The 14,848-nt window shown below is 54.0% G+C and carries 15 protein-coding genes; 9 read left to right on the forward strand and 6 right to left on the reverse strand.

Annotated features, from left to right (window positions below; all coding sequences use genetic code 11):
- Entirely contained in the window at positions 1–1,023 is a 1,023-nt protein-coding gene (locus BZG72_RS06370; protein ID WP_077666388.1) for a COX15/CtaA family protein, read from the forward strand.
- On the forward strand, positions 998–1,900 hold the full coding sequence (gene cyoE / locus BZG72_RS06375) for a heme o synthase (RefSeq protein ID WP_077666389.1): 903 nt from the start codon (positions 998–1,000) through the stop codon (positions 1,898–1,900). Before BZG72_RS06370 ends, cyoE begins: the two co-directional genes overlap by 26 nt.
- A 4-nt stretch (positions 1,901–1,904) precedes the next feature.
- Here cyoE and BZG72_RS06380 read toward each other — a convergent pair whose 3' ends face one another.
- A complete protein-coding gene (locus BZG72_RS06380) occupies positions 1,905–2,153 on the reverse strand; it encodes a lipoprotein (protein WP_046074648.1) in 249 nt (82 codons plus the stop codon).
- A 248-nt stretch (positions 2,154–2,401) separates the two neighbouring features.
- Between BZG72_RS06380 and dinF the strand changes: the two genes are divergently transcribed.
- Positions 2,402–3,742 carry an MATE family efflux transporter DinF gene (dinF, locus tag BZG72_RS06385; RefSeq protein WP_077666390.1) on the forward strand — a complete coding sequence of 447 codons (1,341 nt, stop codon included), beginning with the start codon at positions 2,402–2,404 and terminating at the stop codon, positions 3,740–3,742.
- 59 nt (positions 3,743–3,801) lie between these two features.
- On the opposite strand, the gene nfuA is transcribed toward dinF, so the two are convergent.
- Positions 3,802–4,461, reverse strand: a complete 660-nt coding sequence (gene nfuA, locus BZG72_RS06390) for a Fe-S biogenesis protein NfuA (RefSeq protein ID WP_152795962.1) — start codon at positions 4,459–4,461, stop codon at positions 3,802–3,804.
- Between the two features lie 36 nt (positions 4,462–4,497).
- Positions 4,498–5,229 (reverse strand): ComF family protein, encoded by a 732-nt coding sequence (locus BZG72_RS06395; protein WP_077666391.1) that lies wholly within the window; start codon positions 5,227–5,229, stop codon positions 4,498–4,500.
- A gap of 39 nt (positions 5,230–5,268) precedes the next feature.
- On the opposite strand from BZG72_RS06395, the gene bioH reads away from it, so the two are divergent.
- The 3 genes from bioH to BZG72_RS06410 all read left to right on the forward strand — a co-directional run bounded on the left by bioH (position 5,269) and on the right by BZG72_RS06410 (position 7,044).
- The gene (bioH, locus tag BZG72_RS06400; protein ID WP_077666392.1) at positions 5,269–6,048 is read left to right on the forward strand and encodes a pimeloyl-ACP methyl ester esterase BioH; all 780 of its coding nucleotides are present in this window, start codon (positions 5,269–5,271) and stop codon (positions 6,046–6,048) included.
- A 98-nt stretch (positions 6,049–6,146) separates the two neighbouring features.
- A complete protein-coding gene (locus BZG72_RS06405) occupies positions 6,147–6,506 on the forward strand; it encodes a hypothetical protein (protein WP_046074653.1) in 360 nt (119 codons plus the stop codon).
- Between the two features lie 64 nt (positions 6,507–6,570).
- A complete protein-coding gene (locus BZG72_RS06410) occupies positions 6,571–7,044 on the forward strand; it encodes a hypothetical protein (protein WP_046074654.1) in 474 nt (157 codons plus the stop codon).
- Positions 7,045–7,107: 63 nt separating this feature from the next.
- Here BZG72_RS06410 and BZG72_RS06415 read toward each other — a convergent pair whose 3' ends face one another.
- A complete protein-coding gene (locus BZG72_RS06415; RefSeq protein ID WP_077666393.1) occupies positions 7,108–9,405 on the reverse strand; it encodes a Tex family protein in 2,298 nt (765 codons plus the stop codon).
- Between the two features lie 90 nt (positions 9,406–9,495).
- A complete protein-coding gene (gene greB, locus BZG72_RS06420; protein ID WP_046074656.1) occupies positions 9,496–9,990 on the reverse strand; it encodes a transcription elongation factor GreB in 495 nt (164 codons plus the stop codon).
- A gap of 221 nt (positions 9,991–10,211) precedes the next feature.
- Here greB and ompR point away from each other — a divergent pair, with 221 nt between their 5' ends.
- The 3 genes from ompR (at position 10,212) to BZG72_RS06435 (ending at position 12,751) form a co-directional block, all read left to right on the forward strand.
- A complete protein-coding gene (gene ompR / locus BZG72_RS06425; RefSeq protein ID WP_046074657.1) occupies positions 10,212–10,928 on the forward strand; it encodes an osmolarity response regulator transcription factor OmpR in 717 nt (238 codons plus the stop codon).
- Positions 10,929–10,930: 2 nt separating this feature from the next.
- Complete coding sequence (gene envZ, locus BZG72_RS06430) at positions 10,931–12,256, forward strand: two-component system sensor histidine kinase EnvZ (protein WP_077578188.1); 1,326 nt, start codon at positions 10,931–10,933, stop codon at positions 12,254–12,256.
- A 99-nt stretch (positions 12,257–12,355) separates the two neighbouring features.
- On the forward strand, positions 12,356–12,751 hold the full coding sequence (locus tag BZG72_RS06435; RefSeq protein WP_046074659.1) for a GntR family transcriptional regulator: 396 nt from the start codon (positions 12,356–12,358) through the stop codon (positions 12,749–12,751).
- Here BZG72_RS06435 and recG read toward each other — a convergent pair.
- Positions 12,736–14,814: an ATP-dependent DNA helicase RecG gene (gene recG / locus BZG72_RS06440; protein ID WP_077666394.1), complete on the reverse strand. Its 2,079-nt coding sequence runs from the start codon at positions 14,812–14,814 to the stop codon at positions 12,736–12,738. The two genes, BZG72_RS06435 and recG, sit on opposite strands and share 16 nt — an antisense overlap.
- Positions 14,815–14,848 lie beyond the last annotated feature (34 nt).

Below are 14,848 nucleotides of genomic sequence, written 5' to 3' on the forward strand. Positions count from 1 at the left end.
ATGGCAACGCGTCGCTACCAACTCGCCGTTTTATCGACACTGATACTGGCTGTGCTGGTGGTCGGCCTCGGCGCGTTTACCCGCCTCACTGAAGCGGGGCTTGGCTGTCCAGACTGGCCCGGATGCTATGGCCATTTGGCCGTGCCCGCCAGTGAAAGCGCGCAATCGGTCGCCATGTCGCGTTTCCCAGATGCGCCCATCGATATCAATAAAGCATGGAATGAAATGCTGCACCGCTACGTGGCCGGCACCCTCGGGCTGGCGATTTTTGCGTTGGCCTGGATCAGCTGGCGACGTCCTGACTATCGGGCGTTCCGCGCTCTAACTACCTTGCTCAGTGTGGTGGTCGTCGCGCAAGCGGCCCTAGGGATGTGGACGGTGACCCTAAGTTTAATGCCGGTGGTGGTGATGGCGCACTTACTCGGTGGTTTTACTACCGTATGCTTGCTGGTTTGGCTGACGGTGGCGACAGGCGCATGCCGGTTGCCGGTGATTGCAATGTCGTCATCCGCGCGCCGAGTGGGCACTTTAGCTTTGGTGGCGGTGATTGTTCAAATCGGGCTCGGCGGTTGGACCTCCGCCAACTATGCCGCCACTGTGTGCACCCAGCTACCTATCTGCGAAAGCCCTTGGTGGCAGCTTTTCACCCCTTCCGCCTTTCATCCTGTCAGTCCGCTTAGCGACACCTATCAGTTTGGCGTGCTGAACCATGCCGAGCGGGTGACCATCCATGCCACCCACCGTCTTGGCGCCATGGTGGTTACCGCATTAGTGCTCGCTTGGGCATGGATGCTGTGGCGTGTTGGGGCGCGCGCGCTGGCAATGACGGTGAGTGGTGTGTTGGCGATTCAAATTACGCTGGGGGTGACCAATGTGGTTGCGCTACTGCCGCTGAGTGTGGCGGTGGCGCATAATCTCGGTGGATTGTCGCTGTTGGCCACATTACTCCTCACCCGATTTTTATGTCTTTCTCCGTCGACCCGACAAGGAGCCCGTGATGGCACAGTTTCAACGTACCGCTAGTGTTTCGACACCTGCTGGCGCCAATTGGCGTGATTATTACGAGCTGACCAAACCGCGTGTGGTTGCCATGTTGCTTCTCACCGCGTTGGTGGGCATGTGTTTGGCAACCCCAGGTTGGCCACCTTGGTCGGCGGTGCTGGTGGGATTATTTGGCATTGGTGCGCAAGCCAGTGCGGCGGCGGTGTTTAATCACGTTATCGATTGGAAAATTGATACGAAAATGCAGCGCACCCGCCATCGTCCCGTTGCTGAGGGGCGAGTGAGTCAAGGTGCCGCGTTGGCCTTTGCCGTGGTGCTGATGGTGAGCGGTTTTATTGCTTGCTGGTGGCTGAACCCGCTCACCGCCTGGTTAACGTTTGCCAGTCTGGTCGGGTATGCGTTGGTGTATACCCAGTGGCTTAAACCTGCGACCCCGCAAAATATCGTGATTGGCGGTTTGGCGGGAGCGATGCCGCCTTTGTTAGGCTGGACCGCGGTGACCGGAGAGCTTCACGCCCATGCGCTACTGCTGGTGATGATCATATTTACTTGGACGCCGCCTCACTTTTGGGCGTTAGCAATACATCGCCGCCATGACTATGCCAAAGCCGATGTACCGATGCTGCCTGTCACTCACGGGGTAGGGTTTACCCAAACCATGGTCTTGCTTTACACCCTACTGCTGGTCATCGTGGGCATTTTACCTTGGCTGACCGGGATGAGTGGTTGGCTGTATCTGGTGGGGGCGACCACCTTAAATCTGGTCTTTGTCGGCTACGCTTGGCGACTGAAAATCCAGTCGCAAAAAGGCATCGCGTGGCAGACCTTTAAGTTCTCGATATGGCATATCTTCGCGACCTTTGTGGTGCTGCTTGCCGACCACGCGTTGCGCTATTGAGAGGCTACTTTAGCCCTTGCGCCGACAACACGGTGGCTTTGTCGGCGACAAACGAGACTTTGATATGTTTACCATCGCCGCCCCATACACAGTGTGTTAAGCCCATGGTGTCGTCGCATTGGCTAGGCTCGCCAATGTGGCTCACAACCACGTCATAACTCATGCCCACTTCGAGCTGATCGTAGTTTTGCTTGGTCACTTTCGAGCAACCCGCTAGCAATACCACCAACACACAGGCAAAAAATACACGCATAACCTTTCCTTATTCACAGAGGTGATGAGCGCTAGTTAGCGCAGTGCAACTGGCGCAGTGCAACTGACGTCGTGTCACTGGCGCAATACAATGGCCGCTCGTCGATGAGATTGTCGCAATGGTACACTGCTGCACCCATAAGGGCTACCCAAGGATGTTATCGCTTGTCGATGCAATCGTGTTCTTTATCAAAAATAGACTATCTCTCTAACGCAGTGCAGATCATTTAAAATTCAAATCGAGGAAGTATGTGGCAGTCTTTAACCCAGCGTGAGCTTCACTGGCGGGTCTTATCGCTGGCTTTACCTATGGTGATCTCCAATATCACTGTTCCCTTGTTAGGGTTAGTGGATGCCGCGGTGATCGGCCATTTAGACCATGCATGGTATTTAGGTGGTGTGGCGGTTGGCAGCACCATGATAAATGTCACCTTTTGGCTGTTGGGCTTTTTGCGTATGGCGACCACCGGATTTACCGCGCAAGCCTATGGCGCGAGTGATAACCGTGAGCTGGCGGCGACCTTTGTGCGTGGGGCGACCTTAGCGTGCTTGCTGGCTGTACTGTTAATCGCACTGCATGTGCCTATTTTAGAGGGGGTGATGCACTTTAGTGATGCCAGTGCTGAGGTGAAACACTATGCGAGCCAGTATTTCTCCATTCGGATCTTTAGTGCACCGGCGACCTTGATGAACTTGGTGATCATGGGCTGGCTACTGGGGGCCCAAAATGCGCGCCAGCCGATGTGGCTACTGATTGTGGTTAACAGTGCCAATATTATCCTTGATCTGCTGTTTGTGGTGGGCCTCGATATGAAAGTCGAAGGGGCCGCAGCGGCGAGTGTGGTTGCCGATTATCTCGGCCTCATCCTGGGGCTCTATTTTGTCAAAGGTATCTGGCAGTCGCGTCAGTTACCGACCGTTCGGTCGGTGTTTGAGCGCGGGCTGACTGGGATGAGCCGCTTGCTAAAGCTTAATCGAGACATCTTTTTACGTAGCCTTAGCTTGCAGTTGGCGTTTACCTTCATGACCTTCCAAGGAGCGACACTCGGCGATGACATTGTGGCCGCCAATGCGGTGTTGATGAGCTTTCTGATGCTGATTTCTTTTGCAATGGACGGTTTTGCTTATGCGATGGAGGCAATGGTCGGTAGAGCGATTGGCGCGCAGAGCAAGTCTGAGCTGTTAGTGTCACTGATAGGCAGCACGTTTTGGTCGTTGGTGATTTGCTTGGCGATCACGTTGGCGTTTGGCGTGGCAGGCCATCACATCATTGCGCTGATTTCCGATATCGAGGCGGTGCGTGACCAAGCGGCGCGTTATTTACCTTGGTTGGTGGCTATGCCTTTGGTATCGATGTGGTGCTTTTTGCTGGATGGTATTTTTATTGGTGCCACGCGGGGTAAAGACATGCGCAATGGGATGTTTGTCGCCACCGCAGGTTTTTTTGCGGCATGGTGGTTAGCGCAAGGGTGGGGCAATCATGCACTGTGGTTAGCGATGCTTACTTTTATGGCGCTAAGAGGGCTCAGTCTTGCGGTGTGCTTTGTTTACCATTGGCGACGAGATAGCTTTTTTCACGTCACGCACTGAGGCTAATGAACAAAAAAACAGGCCACTTGGCCTGTTTTTGCGATAGGAGACGGCGTTTATTAGTAGTAAGAATGATCGCCACGGGCATGCTCAGTCACATCACGCACGCCGTTTAACTCGCCGCTAAACTCAGCCAGCAACTGCTTTTCGATTCCTTCTTTTAGGGTAACGTCCACCATCGAGCAGCCATTACAGCCGCCACCGAATTGCAAAATCGCCACCGCGTCATCGGTGATTTCTATCAAGTTCACATGGCCGCCATGGCTGGCAAGCTGTGGGTTAACTTGGCTTTGAATCACGTAATCAACCCGCTCCATCAAGGGGGCATCGGAGGCGACTTTACGCATTTTCGCATTCGGTGCTTTCAGCGTCAGCTGTGAACCCATTTTATCGGTGACAAAGTCGATTTCCGCTTCGTCTAAAAATGGCAGGCTCATCTCATCGATAAAGGCAGAAAAGCCGTTGAACTTAAGTTCGGTATCGCTGCTTTCTATCGCTTCGGGTGGGCAATAAGAAACACCGCACTCGGCGTTTGGCGTGCCTGGGTTAACCACAAACACGCGAATATTGGTGCCCTCGGGCTGCTGCTCAAGCAGCTTCACAAAGTGGCTTTGTGCATTTTCTGAAATATTGACTTCTGACACGACAAATACCTGACTAATCCAGTGTGTTTTATACAGTGTACTCCGGTTTGCGTTGGCTATCACCCCTTGAAGCATGTGGCTACTTTATGAGCATGGATAGCACGCTTTCCGTTAGGGTAGATCGGTACGTGCCAAACAGTAAATATCGATCGTTTCTGCTCCCGCACGGCGTAATAACCGGCACAGTTGTGACACCGTTTGTCCAGTCGTGACCACATCATCAACAATCGCCACATGAGAACTTGGCAGCTCGCCCCTGATCGCAAACGCATGTTTCAGATTAGAGAGCCGCGCCTGTCGGCTTAAACCCTGTTGTGGCGCAGTATGACGATGTCGGACTAAAACGTTATCGACAACTTGAGTATCAAGGTGGTCGGCCAGCGCCCAAGCTAAATGCACACTTTGATTAAAGCCGCGTTGCCAGCGACGCCGCCAATGGAGAGGGACAGGAAGCAGCACGGGAGCGGGGTGAAGGATACGCTCGCTTAACTGGCGTGCAAAGGGCAAGGCCAACTCGAAGGCCTGCTGGTATTTGAATGCGTGGACAAGTTGCGGCAAGGGATCATGGTAAGCGCTGATGGCAAACAAGTGATCCCACGCCGGTGGGTGGCTCAGGCAGGCACCGCATCGCGCTTGGGAGTCGGTCACCGGCAAACCGCAACACTGGCAAAGATGATATTGGTAGTGGGCGTCCCAGCATGCGTCGCAACACAAAGCCTGTGTGGCCCCCACCGACGTGGTCGCCAGTGATAAGTGGCAAACAGGGCATTGCAAGGGCAAGATCTTGCCTCTCCAATGGGTCAGCCAACGCGTCAAGCGCCGTGGGTTGATTGCTGGTATCATAGGCACCTTGATTGAAAAGCAACCAAGGCAGTGTAAAGCATGGCGTTATGTGATTGGCAATCTTATGGTCAAGGCCCCGATCTGGTTCTCATTCACGGCTGGGGGATGAACAGTGCTGTTTGGTCGCTGTTGCTGCCTTACCTGACCGCGCATTACCGTGTTCACTGTGTTGACCTACCAGGTTTCGGCCACAGCGCCCACCAACCGGATCTTAATATAGAGAAACTGGCACAACTGTTGCTTAAAGAATCACCAGCGCATGCAACTTGGATCGGTTGGTCGCTGGGCGGGTTAGTCGCCACACAGGCGGCATACTTATCGCCACAGCGTATGAGTGGTTTAGTCACCGTGGCCAGTTCACCCAAGTTTGTTGCAGAGCCAGGATGGCGCGGAATCAAGCCGGCAGTATTGACCGACTTTGCCGACCAACTTGAGCGTGATTTTTCGCAAACGGTGGAGCGCTTCATGGCGCTGCAAGCCATGGGATCACCCACGGCGAGAAAAGATGTGAAAGCGCTCAAACAAGCGGTGTTTTCGCGGCCGGCGCCCGACCCTCGTGCTTTGGCAGATGGATTGTCGATGTTGGCAACCACAGATCTTCGCCATCATTGTGAGGCGATCACTGTGCCTTGGTTGCGGTTATACGGGCGGCTAGACGGTTTGGTGCCTGCGTCGGTGGCGGAAGCGGTGTCTGCGTTGGCGCCTCATTCACAATGCGAGGTATTAGCACACAGTGCTCATGCCCCCTTTGTGACGGAGCCTGACGAAGTGGTGGACAAGCTACTTGCCTTTTTAGGCAAAAACTTGCCGCCCAAATAGTGTGCGCGGATCGTTTTTTGGTAGAATTGACTAAATCCTGTCATGGTTCTGCCGATAAGTTAACTATGTCACTTGCTCTGACATTAGGAGAGACCATAATGAACGTAGGTAACGTTGGGCAGTCTCAGGCGTATCATCAACAAACGATGAAGCCAAAAGCGCCGACACAGCCGCAACAAAATGCGGACAACGCGGCCAAAGATACGAAAGAAGCGAAGCCTGTTGAAAAGCTTTCTGCTGCTGAGGCAGCAAAAGAAAGCAAAGATGTGAAAGCAGCGAAAAACGCTGAAGGTGTTAAAAAGCCAGAAGAGAAATCATCGGTTGAATCCTTTACCTATGGTGCGTTGGGCATGGACCACCCGGAAAAAGTGAAAGAAAACGATGATACGGCCTATAGTGCGGGACAATTTTTGTCTGCGTTGGGCACAATAGGCACCATACTCGCGGTTGTCGTCTAAACTATAAGGAGACGAGGCCGCACTGACAATTAGGCCTTCAGCTGATGTTGGGAGGTAGCATCAGATGAATATATCGCCAGCAAGCGTCAGTATCCCAACTGTCGCGCCATCGGTGAACCCGCCAACCGAGCAAGTTGCGCGGGACAATCGCATGCGCGAAAAAATCGTCCCCACCAAGCAAGCCCCAGAGCCAGAACACGGCAAAGCGGCCACCGATCAAGGCAAGCAGCTCGGCCGCTCATCTTGGGATCCGTCACAGCACCCTAACTATTCGCTCGACTACAGCCGCGAGTCTTTGTCTGACGCTGATTACGATGGGGCGAACATTGCTGGTCGTGTCGACGCCATGGCACGTACCGAGCCTGGAGAGCAAGCACGTAAAGACAACGGCTATCCGCTAGGGTTGAAAATGCCGGAAGAAGTGCTTGAAAAAGTGGAAGAGCTGAAAAGGTTCGAGCAAACGCGTGCAGTCGTCGCCATGCGCTATCAGCAAGCGACCGTGGCGAATATGCCCTCAGAAGTGCTGATCGTGATTTAAGCGCTTTCCGTTGAGCCGATTGACGTCAAAGCCCCGCGTATTATCGCGGGGCTTTGTGCTTGGCTAAGAACGCTTGGCGCGGGCAAAGGCATCCGCCATGCTGCCCATTGCGGCGGGTTTGTCCTGGCGCTTTTTCGGGCCTTTATCACGTTGCTTTGGGGCGGCAACTGTGGTTTCGCTGGCGGCTGGGGTATCGTCGAGGCGCATCGATAACCCAATGCGTTTGCGCGGCGCATCCACCTCCATGACTTTCACTTTCACCACATCACCGGCTTTCACCACGTCGCGGGGATCGCTAATAAAGCGGTTTGATAGGGCGGAGATGTGCACGAGGCCATCTTGGTGGACGCCGATATCGACGAATGCGCCAAAGTGAGTGACGTTAGTGACCACGCCTTCGAGTTGCATACCTGGTTTTAAGTCACTGATCTGATTCACGCCCTCGGCAAAGGTGGCGGTTTTAAACTCAGGACGCGGATCGCGGCCCGGCTTGGCCAGCTCGTTCAGTACGTCGGTGACCGTGATCTGTCCAAAGGTCTCGGTGGCATAATCGCTTGCGTTTAAGCTTTGTAGCATACCCGCATTGCCCACCAAGGCATCGATGGCTTTGCCAGTCTTTTGGGCGATTTGTTTAACTAAAGGGTAGGTTTCTGGGTGGACACCTGAGCGATCCAGCGGGTTAGCGCCATCCATCACCCGTAAAAAGCCAGCGCATTGCTCATAGGCTTTCGGGCCAAGGCGCGGCACTTTCAGCAGGGTTTTACGATCGCCAAATCGGCCATTTTCGTCGCGAAAGGCAACAATGTTTTGTGCCATGGTTTGGCTAAGGCCTGCCACTCGGGTGAGCAGTGGTGCGGACGCGATATTTAAATCAACCCCCACGGCGTTCACACAGTCTTCCACCACGGCATCGAGCTTTTTGGCAAGCTGACTTTGAGAGACATCGTGCTGATACTGACCGACGCCAATCGATTTAGGATCAATTTTAACCAGCTCGGCGAGGGGGTCTTGCAAGCGACGGGCAATGGAAACCGCGCCACGTAGCGAGACATCGAGATCGGGAAACTCATTGGCTGCCAGCTCTGACGCCGAATAAACCGAGGCACCGGCTTCACTGACCATCACGGTTTGAATGCTTAAGTCGGCTTGCTTGAGCATGGTGGTGACAAAGTGTTCCGTTTCACGCGAGGCGGTGCCATTGCCGACGGCAATCAAGTTCACGCCATGGCGATCAATAAAACGGCGCAGGGTTTTGCTTGCCCCTTCAATATCGTGTTTAGGCGCGGTGGGATAAATCGTGGCGGTGTCGAGCAGTTTGCCCGTGCCATCCACCACCGCCACTTTACAGCCGGTACGTAGGCCTGGGTCTATCCCCATGGTGCAGCGAGGGCCAGCCGGTGCAGCCATCAATACATCTTTTAAGTTCGCCGCAAACACATCAATGGCATCATTTTCCGCGCGCTCTTTCAGATTGGCCATGAACTCGGTCTCGAGGTGCATCAAGATTTTTACCCGCCACGCAAAGGCAATCACCTGCTTGCGCCAACGGTCAGCCGGTGCGGTGCCTAAAGACAGCTGGTAATGCTGAGCAATCATGGTTTCGCATACGCTTTGCTTGCTGTCTGGTGCTTGGTCGGGGTCGGCAACCAGCGCCAGCTGCAGTACGCCTTCATTGCGACCACGTAGCATCGCCAGTGCGCGGTGAGAGGGCACTTTGGCAATCGGCTCTTGGTGGGCAAAGTAGTCTTTGAACTTTGCCCCTTTCTCTTCCTGACCCGCAATCACAGTGGCGCGTAGCACCGCATATTGCTTAAGGTATTGGCGCAGCGCCTCAAGTAAGCTCGCATCCTCAGCGAGGCGTTCCATCATGATGGCGCGGGCCCCCTCGAGTGCCGCTTTGGTATCGGCGACGCCCTTTTCAGCATTGATGTATTGCTCGGCAAGCGTGTCAGGGTCGTGCGAGGCATCTTGCCATAAGGTGTCGGCCAAGGGGGCGAGGCCGGCTTCAATCGCGATCTGTCCTTTGGTTCGGCGCTTGGGTTTGTAAGGCAGATAGAGATCTTCTAGGCGGTTTTTACTCTCCGCGGCGAGAATATCGCGGCGCAGGCTCTCGGTGAGTTTGCCTTGTTCGTCAATCGATTTGAGGATGGTGTCGCGCCGGGCATCCAATTCGCGCAGATAGACCAATCGCGTTTCTAGGGTACGCAACTGCGAGTCATCCAGGCCCTGGGTCGCTTCTTTACGATAGCGAGCGATAAAAGGGACAGTGTTACCATCGTCAAGCAGCTCAACCGCTGTCTTAACTTGACCTGGTGCGACATTGAGTTCGTGCGCCAGGGTTTGTGTAATGGATGTGTGCATGTGTTTCCTTTTCTCTACAAGCACGGCAGGGGATACCCTGCCAAGGGATAGCATTTTTGACCGCGATGGAGGCGAAGGTTCCCTCCGTGATTACTGAGCGTCGGTGTCATTGGGCTTTGGGTAGGTAATGGTATTCACAAACCACTGCTTTTCACCTTCAGGGGTTGAGACCACCACTTCGTCATCAACGGCTTTTTTTAATAGCGCCCGCGCCATAGGGGCATCGATAGAAATGTAATCTTTGCGTTCATAAATCTCATCAGGGCCAACGATTCGAAATTGCTTGGTGTCGCCGGCCTCGTTTTCTATTTCCACCCAGGCGCCAAAAAAGACCCGCCCTTCTTGTTCTGGCGCGTAATCAACAATGGTTAAGTCATTGAGGCGTTTGCGCAGATAACGGACGCGACGGTCAATTTGACGTAACAGCCGCTTATTGTAGGTGTAGTCAGCGTTTTCTGAGCGATCACCTAAACTGGCGGCCCAGCTGACAATTTTGGTCACTTCTGGGCGTCGTTCGTGCCACAGGTAATCGTGCTCGGCTTTGAGCGCGTTAAACCCCTCTCGGGTCACCAATTTGGTTTTCACGTTACCTCTCCTTTCGCTAGCCATTCGGCGTCGCGCGATATAACCTTGTTCAGGAAACTACAAGAAGCGGACAAGCTTGTCGAGGCAACACTCGGTAACAATTTACTCCGCATGTGGTGACAGACAAACACGCGGTCTGACATTCAATTGTGGCAAAATTCAGTATGATATAAGTGACGGTCAATCCATGGCCGGGCAACGATCAGCATTGAGGGCTTAGCATGCAAGAGAACTATAAAATTCTAGTGGTGGATGATGATATGCGTCTGCGCTCGCTACTGGAACGCTACCTGACCGAGCAAGGTTTTCAGGTACGTAGTGTGGCCAATGCCGAGCAAATGGATCGCTTACTCGCGCGTGAAGCCTTTCACCTGATGGTGCTGGATCTGATGCTGCCGGGGGAAGATGGCCTGTCTGTGTGTCGCCGTTTGCGTCAAGCGAATAACCAGTTGCCGATTTTGATGCTGACCGCCAAGGGCGATGAGATTGACCGCATTGTTGGCTTAGAAGTGGGTGCCGATGATTACTTGCCCAAGCCTTTTAACCCGCGTGAACTATTGGCGCGGGTACGGGCGGTATTGCGCCGGCAGACCATTGAAGCGCCAGGCGCGCCGAGTGCAGACTCAACCACGGTGACCTTTGGCGAGTTTCGCCTCAACTTGGGCACGCGAGAAATGTTTCGCAATGATGAGCCCATGACGCTTACATCTGGCGAGTTCGCGGTGCTTAAAGCCTTGGTGACCAATGCGCGAGAGCCTTTGTCACGTGATAAGCTGATGAACATGGCGCGTGGCCGTGAGTATTCGGCAATGGAGCGCTCGATTGATGTGCAAATTTCGCGGTTGCGCCGCATGATAGAGGAAGACCCGAGCAAACCGCGTTACATTCAAACCGTATGGGGGCTCGGCTACGTGTTCGTTCCGGATGGAGAGGTGTAGCGATGCGGATGTCACCGCGGACTAACTTTGCGCGTACCTTGTTTATCTTGGCTGGCTTATTAATTGCCAGCCAAGTTTTTTCTTATCTGACCATCGTCAATTATGCCTTACTGCCCAGCTTGCAGCAGTTCAACAAAATCTTGGCGTTCGAAGTACGCCTGATGCTGGAGGAAGACTGGTATCTTAAGGATGGTGAAGTCCTTCACCTTGGTGAACCTGTGCGGCGGCAGCTATTGGAGCAGATTGGTGTCACCTTGCATGCGCCCAACAGTGACCAAGCGGCGGCGTTTAAAGACGCGATGGAGATTGATTACTTAAGCGAGCACATCAGCAAAGAACTGGGCACGCAAACCGAAGTACGCTTGGTCAGTGGCGAAGACAGTTATGTGCTATGGCTGAAGTTTGACCAGATTGACGACTTTTTAATGCGGATCCCGCTATCGGAACTGCATCAAGACGACTTCGCGCCTTTGTTTCAATACAGCTTGGTGATTGCCCTGTTGGTGATTGCGGGCGGGTGGCTATTTATCAAGATGCAAAACCGTCCACTCGTGGCTCTTGAGCGGGCGGCGTTAGATGTGGCGGATGGTCGTTTTCCCGATCCTGTCCCCCCGCGAGGGGCGTCGGAAATTCAGGCGGTGACGGTGGCGTTTAATAAGATGTCGGCCGGCATACGCAAACTCGAAGAAGACCGCGCTTTGCTGATGGCCGGGGTGAGCCATGATTTGCGCACGCCACTGACGCGCATTCGCCTTGCGACTGAAATGATGTCATCAGATGATGCCTACTTGGCCGATAGCATTACCGAAGATACCGAAGAGTGTAATGAAATCATCAACCAATTTATGGACTACTTGCGCGCCGTGCAGCAACAAGACCCTGATCCGGTTGATTTAGCCAGTATTTGCCGAGATGTGGCGAGTAATCAGCAGCAAGTCGGTGTCGATATTGAGCTCGATTTAGGGGCGTTGCACGGAGAGTTATTTGCCAACTCGGTGGCCTTAAAGCGTGCGGTGACCAACCTGGTGGTCAATGCGGTGCGTTATGGACACGGTTGGGTCCGTCTCGGCTGTGGCAGCAATGCCGATCACACCTATCAGTGGGTGGAAGTGGAAGACAATGGCCCGGGGATCGATGCCAACTTAGAAAACTCGCTATTTCAACCCTTTACACGCGGCGACACTGCACGCGGTAGTGAAGGGACAGGCTTAGGGCTGGCTATCGTCAAACGCATTGTGGAACAGCTCCATGGTGATATTCGTCTTTCTTCACGAACCGAAGGCGGGCTGAGAATTCAAATGACGTTTCCCGTGGGTAATAAAAAATAACCCCTCGTGTGCGTGTGACCACGTTTTTAGCGGCGGAAGTCGCGGAATGCGGGCGTTAGGCCATACTGTCATAGAGATTCAATACACTGGGAAAAGGCTATGCGTTTATCGCTAGACAGTCAGGATCCGACGCCTAAATTTCAGCAGCTTATTGACCAAATTCAACGGCAAATTGCCAGTGGTACACTTTATCCGGGGGCGCGTCTCCCCTCGGTGCGGCAATTGGCCAAAACACTGGCGATGAACCCAATGACGGTATCGCGCAGCTATCAGCAATTGGTTGAAGACGGGTGGCTAGAGCGCTTGCCCGGCGTGGGCATGCAGGTCAGTGATGCCATGCGTCCTGCTGAGCCAGAGCAACGTCTGCAATATGTTGAAGCAACGCTGGCGCAATTTATTCATGCGACCAGCGAAGCAGGCTACAGTAAGTCAGAAGCCATGGCGCTGATCATGACCCATTGGGAGCGTTATAGCGGTGATCAGGCGTTGGAGTAATGGGTTTTATGCCCCAGCCAGCGGCGAATAATCGCATCCGCATGTTGTGGGTAATGTTGATGGATATGGGTCGCCAGTTTTTGTACTTCAGGGATCAGCGCTTGGTCTCTCACCAAGTCGGCGATTTTAAATTCGGCCAAGCCCGTTTGCCGAGTCCCCAATAGTTCACCCGGCCCGCGGATTTCGAGATCGCGCTGGGCGATAACAAAGCCATCATTACTGTCGCGCAGTACCCCAAGCCGCTGACTCGCGGTTTTAGATAAGGGCGCATGGTAAAGCAGTACACAATGACTGGCGACTGCGCCTCGGCCGACACGGCCACGTAACTGGTGCAACTGTGCGAGCCCCAGCCGTTCCGGGTTTTCAATGATCATTAAACTGGCATTGGGCACATCGACCCCCACTTCAATCACAGTGGTCGCTACCAATAACTGCAGTTCGCCTTGCTTAAAAGCGTCCATCACCGCTTGCTTGTCCGTCGCTTTCATTCGCCCGTGAACCAAACCAATTTCCAGGTTGGGTAGGGCGTCTTTGAGTGCGGTGGCCGTGTCTTCGGCGGCTTGCGCTTCTAAGGCGTCGGACTCTTCAATCAAGGTGCATACCCAATACGCTTGTCGACCGGCGGCACAGGCGGCACTGACGCGGGCGATGATATCGTCACGGCGGGTGTCGGGGACGGCAACGGTTTGAATGGGGGTACGACCTGGGGGTAACTCATCAATCACTGAGGTTTCTAAATCGGCATAGGCGGTCATCGCCAAGGTACGAGGAATGGGGGTCGCGGTCATGATCAACTGGTGTGGATGCGCACCTTGTTGCTCGCCTTTTTCACGCAGCGCAAGACGCTGATGAACGCCAAAGCGGTGTTGCTCATCAATAATCACCAGTGCTAAGCGGTGGAACCGGACACTGGCTTGAAATAACGCATGAGTACCGACCACCATTTGTGTTTTGCCATCGGCAACTTGTGCCAGGGTGTCTTCGCGTGCTTTTCCTTTTAACTTGCCAGCCAGCCAACCAACCCGAATCCCCAATGGCTCAAGCCACTGGGAAAAGTTGGTGGCGTGTTGCTCGGCCAAGAGCTCGGTCGGTGCCATCAATGCCACTTGATGGCCTTGCTCAATCGCTTGCAAGGCGGCGAGGACGGCCACCAAGGTCTTACCCGCGCCGACATCCCCTTGCACGAGGCGCATCATTGGAAATGGTTTGGCTAAATCGGCACTGATCTCGCTCACCACTCGGGTTTGTGCGCCGGTGGGAGTGAAAGGTAGGTTATCTAAAAGACGCTGTCCCAGTGACTGACTGGGCGCGAGTGCAAACCCTTTCACTTGCTGTGCCTGGTGGCGCACAGACAGCATCGACAGGTGCTGGGCAAGGAGCTCTTCAATGATTAAGCGCCGCTGGGCGGGATGTTGACCGGTTAATAGATCCTCTAGCGCGGTATCTGGCGGCGGGCGATGTAATAGGTGCAACGCCTCGCGCAATGAGAGTTCCCGATCGTACAAGCCTTCGGGCAGCAGCTCGTCGACGCCACTTTTATCCAGCAACGCCAGCGCTTGATCGGTCAGGCTGCGCAGGGTCGCTTGGCGCAGCCCCTCCGTGGTGGGATACACGGGGGTCAGGGTTTCTTCCATCACCAATTCGGTGGGCTCAGAAAACACCTGATACTCGGGGTGAATGATCTCCAGCCCGTGCTTTCCGCGTTTGAGTTCGCCGTAGGCTTTCACTTGCTTGCCGACCGCTAAACTGTTTTTCATCGCGGCATTAAAATTGAAAAACCGTAGTGTTAACGCGCCGCTGCCATCTTGCACCCGGACGGTGAGCATCCGGCGGCGACCAAATACGGTATCGTTGTGGGTGATCTCACCTTCGATAGTCGCATGTTGGCCAGGTAAGAGGCTAGCGACCGGCCAGACACGGGTACGATCTTCATAGCGATAAGGCAGGTGAAACAACACGTCCTGCACTGTATGCAGGCCAACTTTTGCCAGTTTTTCTGCCATCTTATTGCCAACACCGCTTAAGGTATCGACAGTAACGGCACTCAGCATGGAAGATCGCATCCGTTTCTCTATTTGGTTAGCGCTGGCTATTGTA

It is taken from the genome of Salinivibrio sp. PR6 (assembly GCF_001995955.1).
In the GTDB taxonomy this organism is placed as follows: Bacteria; Pseudomonadota; Gammaproteobacteria; order Enterobacterales; family Vibrionaceae; genus Salinivibrio; species Salinivibrio siamensis.

What these genes read in the sequence shown, in the direction of transcription:
- cyoE (WP_077666389.1), top strand. Translation starts at nt 998, where the DNA reads ATGGCACAGTTTCAACGTACCGCTAGTGTTTCGACACCTGCTGGCGCC.
- envZ (WP_077578188.1), top strand. Translation starts at nt 10,931, where the DNA reads ATGCGGATGTCACCGCGGACTAACTTTGCGCGTACCTTGTTTATCTTG.
- BZG72_RS06405 (WP_046074653.1), top strand. Translation starts at nt 6,147, where the DNA reads ATGAACGTAGGTAACGTTGGGCAGTCTCAGGCGTATCATCAACAAACG.
- dinF (WP_077666390.1), top strand. Translation starts at nt 2,402, where the DNA reads ATGTGGCAGTCTTTAACCCAGCGTGAGCTTCACTGGCGGGTCTTATCG.
- BZG72_RS06415 (WP_077666393.1), bottom strand. Translation starts at nt 9,405, where the DNA reads ATGCACACATCCATTACACAAACCCTGGCGCACGAACTCAATGTCGCA.
- BZG72_RS06370 (WP_077666388.1), top strand. Translation starts at nt 1, where the DNA reads ATGGCAACGCGTCGCTACCAACTCGCCGTTTTATCGACACTGATACTG.
- nfuA (WP_152795962.1), bottom strand. Translation starts at nt 4,461, where the DNA reads ATGCTTCAAGGGGTGATAGCCAACGCAAACCGGAGTACACTGTATAAA.
- ompR (WP_046074657.1), top strand. Translation starts at nt 10,212, where the DNA reads ATGCAAGAGAACTATAAAATTCTAGTGGTGGATGATGATATGCGTCTG.
- BZG72_RS06410 (WP_046074654.1), top strand. Translation starts at nt 6,571, where the DNA reads ATGAATATATCGCCAGCAAGCGTCAGTATCCCAACTGTCGCGCCATCG.
- bioH (WP_077666392.1), top strand. Translation starts at nt 5,269, where the DNA reads ATGGCGTTATGTGATTGGCAATCTTATGGTCAAGGCCCCGATCTGGTT.
- BZG72_RS06380 (WP_046074648.1), bottom strand. Translation starts at nt 2,153, where the DNA reads ATGCGTGTATTTTTTGCCTGTGTGTTGGTGGTATTGCTAGCGGGTTGC.
- BZG72_RS06435 (WP_046074659.1), top strand. Translation starts at nt 12,356, where the DNA reads ATGCGTTTATCGCTAGACAGTCAGGATCCGACGCCTAAATTTCAGCAG.
- recG (WP_077666394.1), bottom strand. Translation starts at nt 14,814, where the DNA reads ATGCGATCTTCCATGCTGAGTGCCGTTACTGTCGATACCTTAAGCGGT.
- BZG72_RS06395 (WP_077666391.1), bottom strand. Translation starts at nt 5,229, where the DNA reads ATGATACCAGCAATCAACCCACGGCGCTTGACGCGTTGGCTGACCCAT.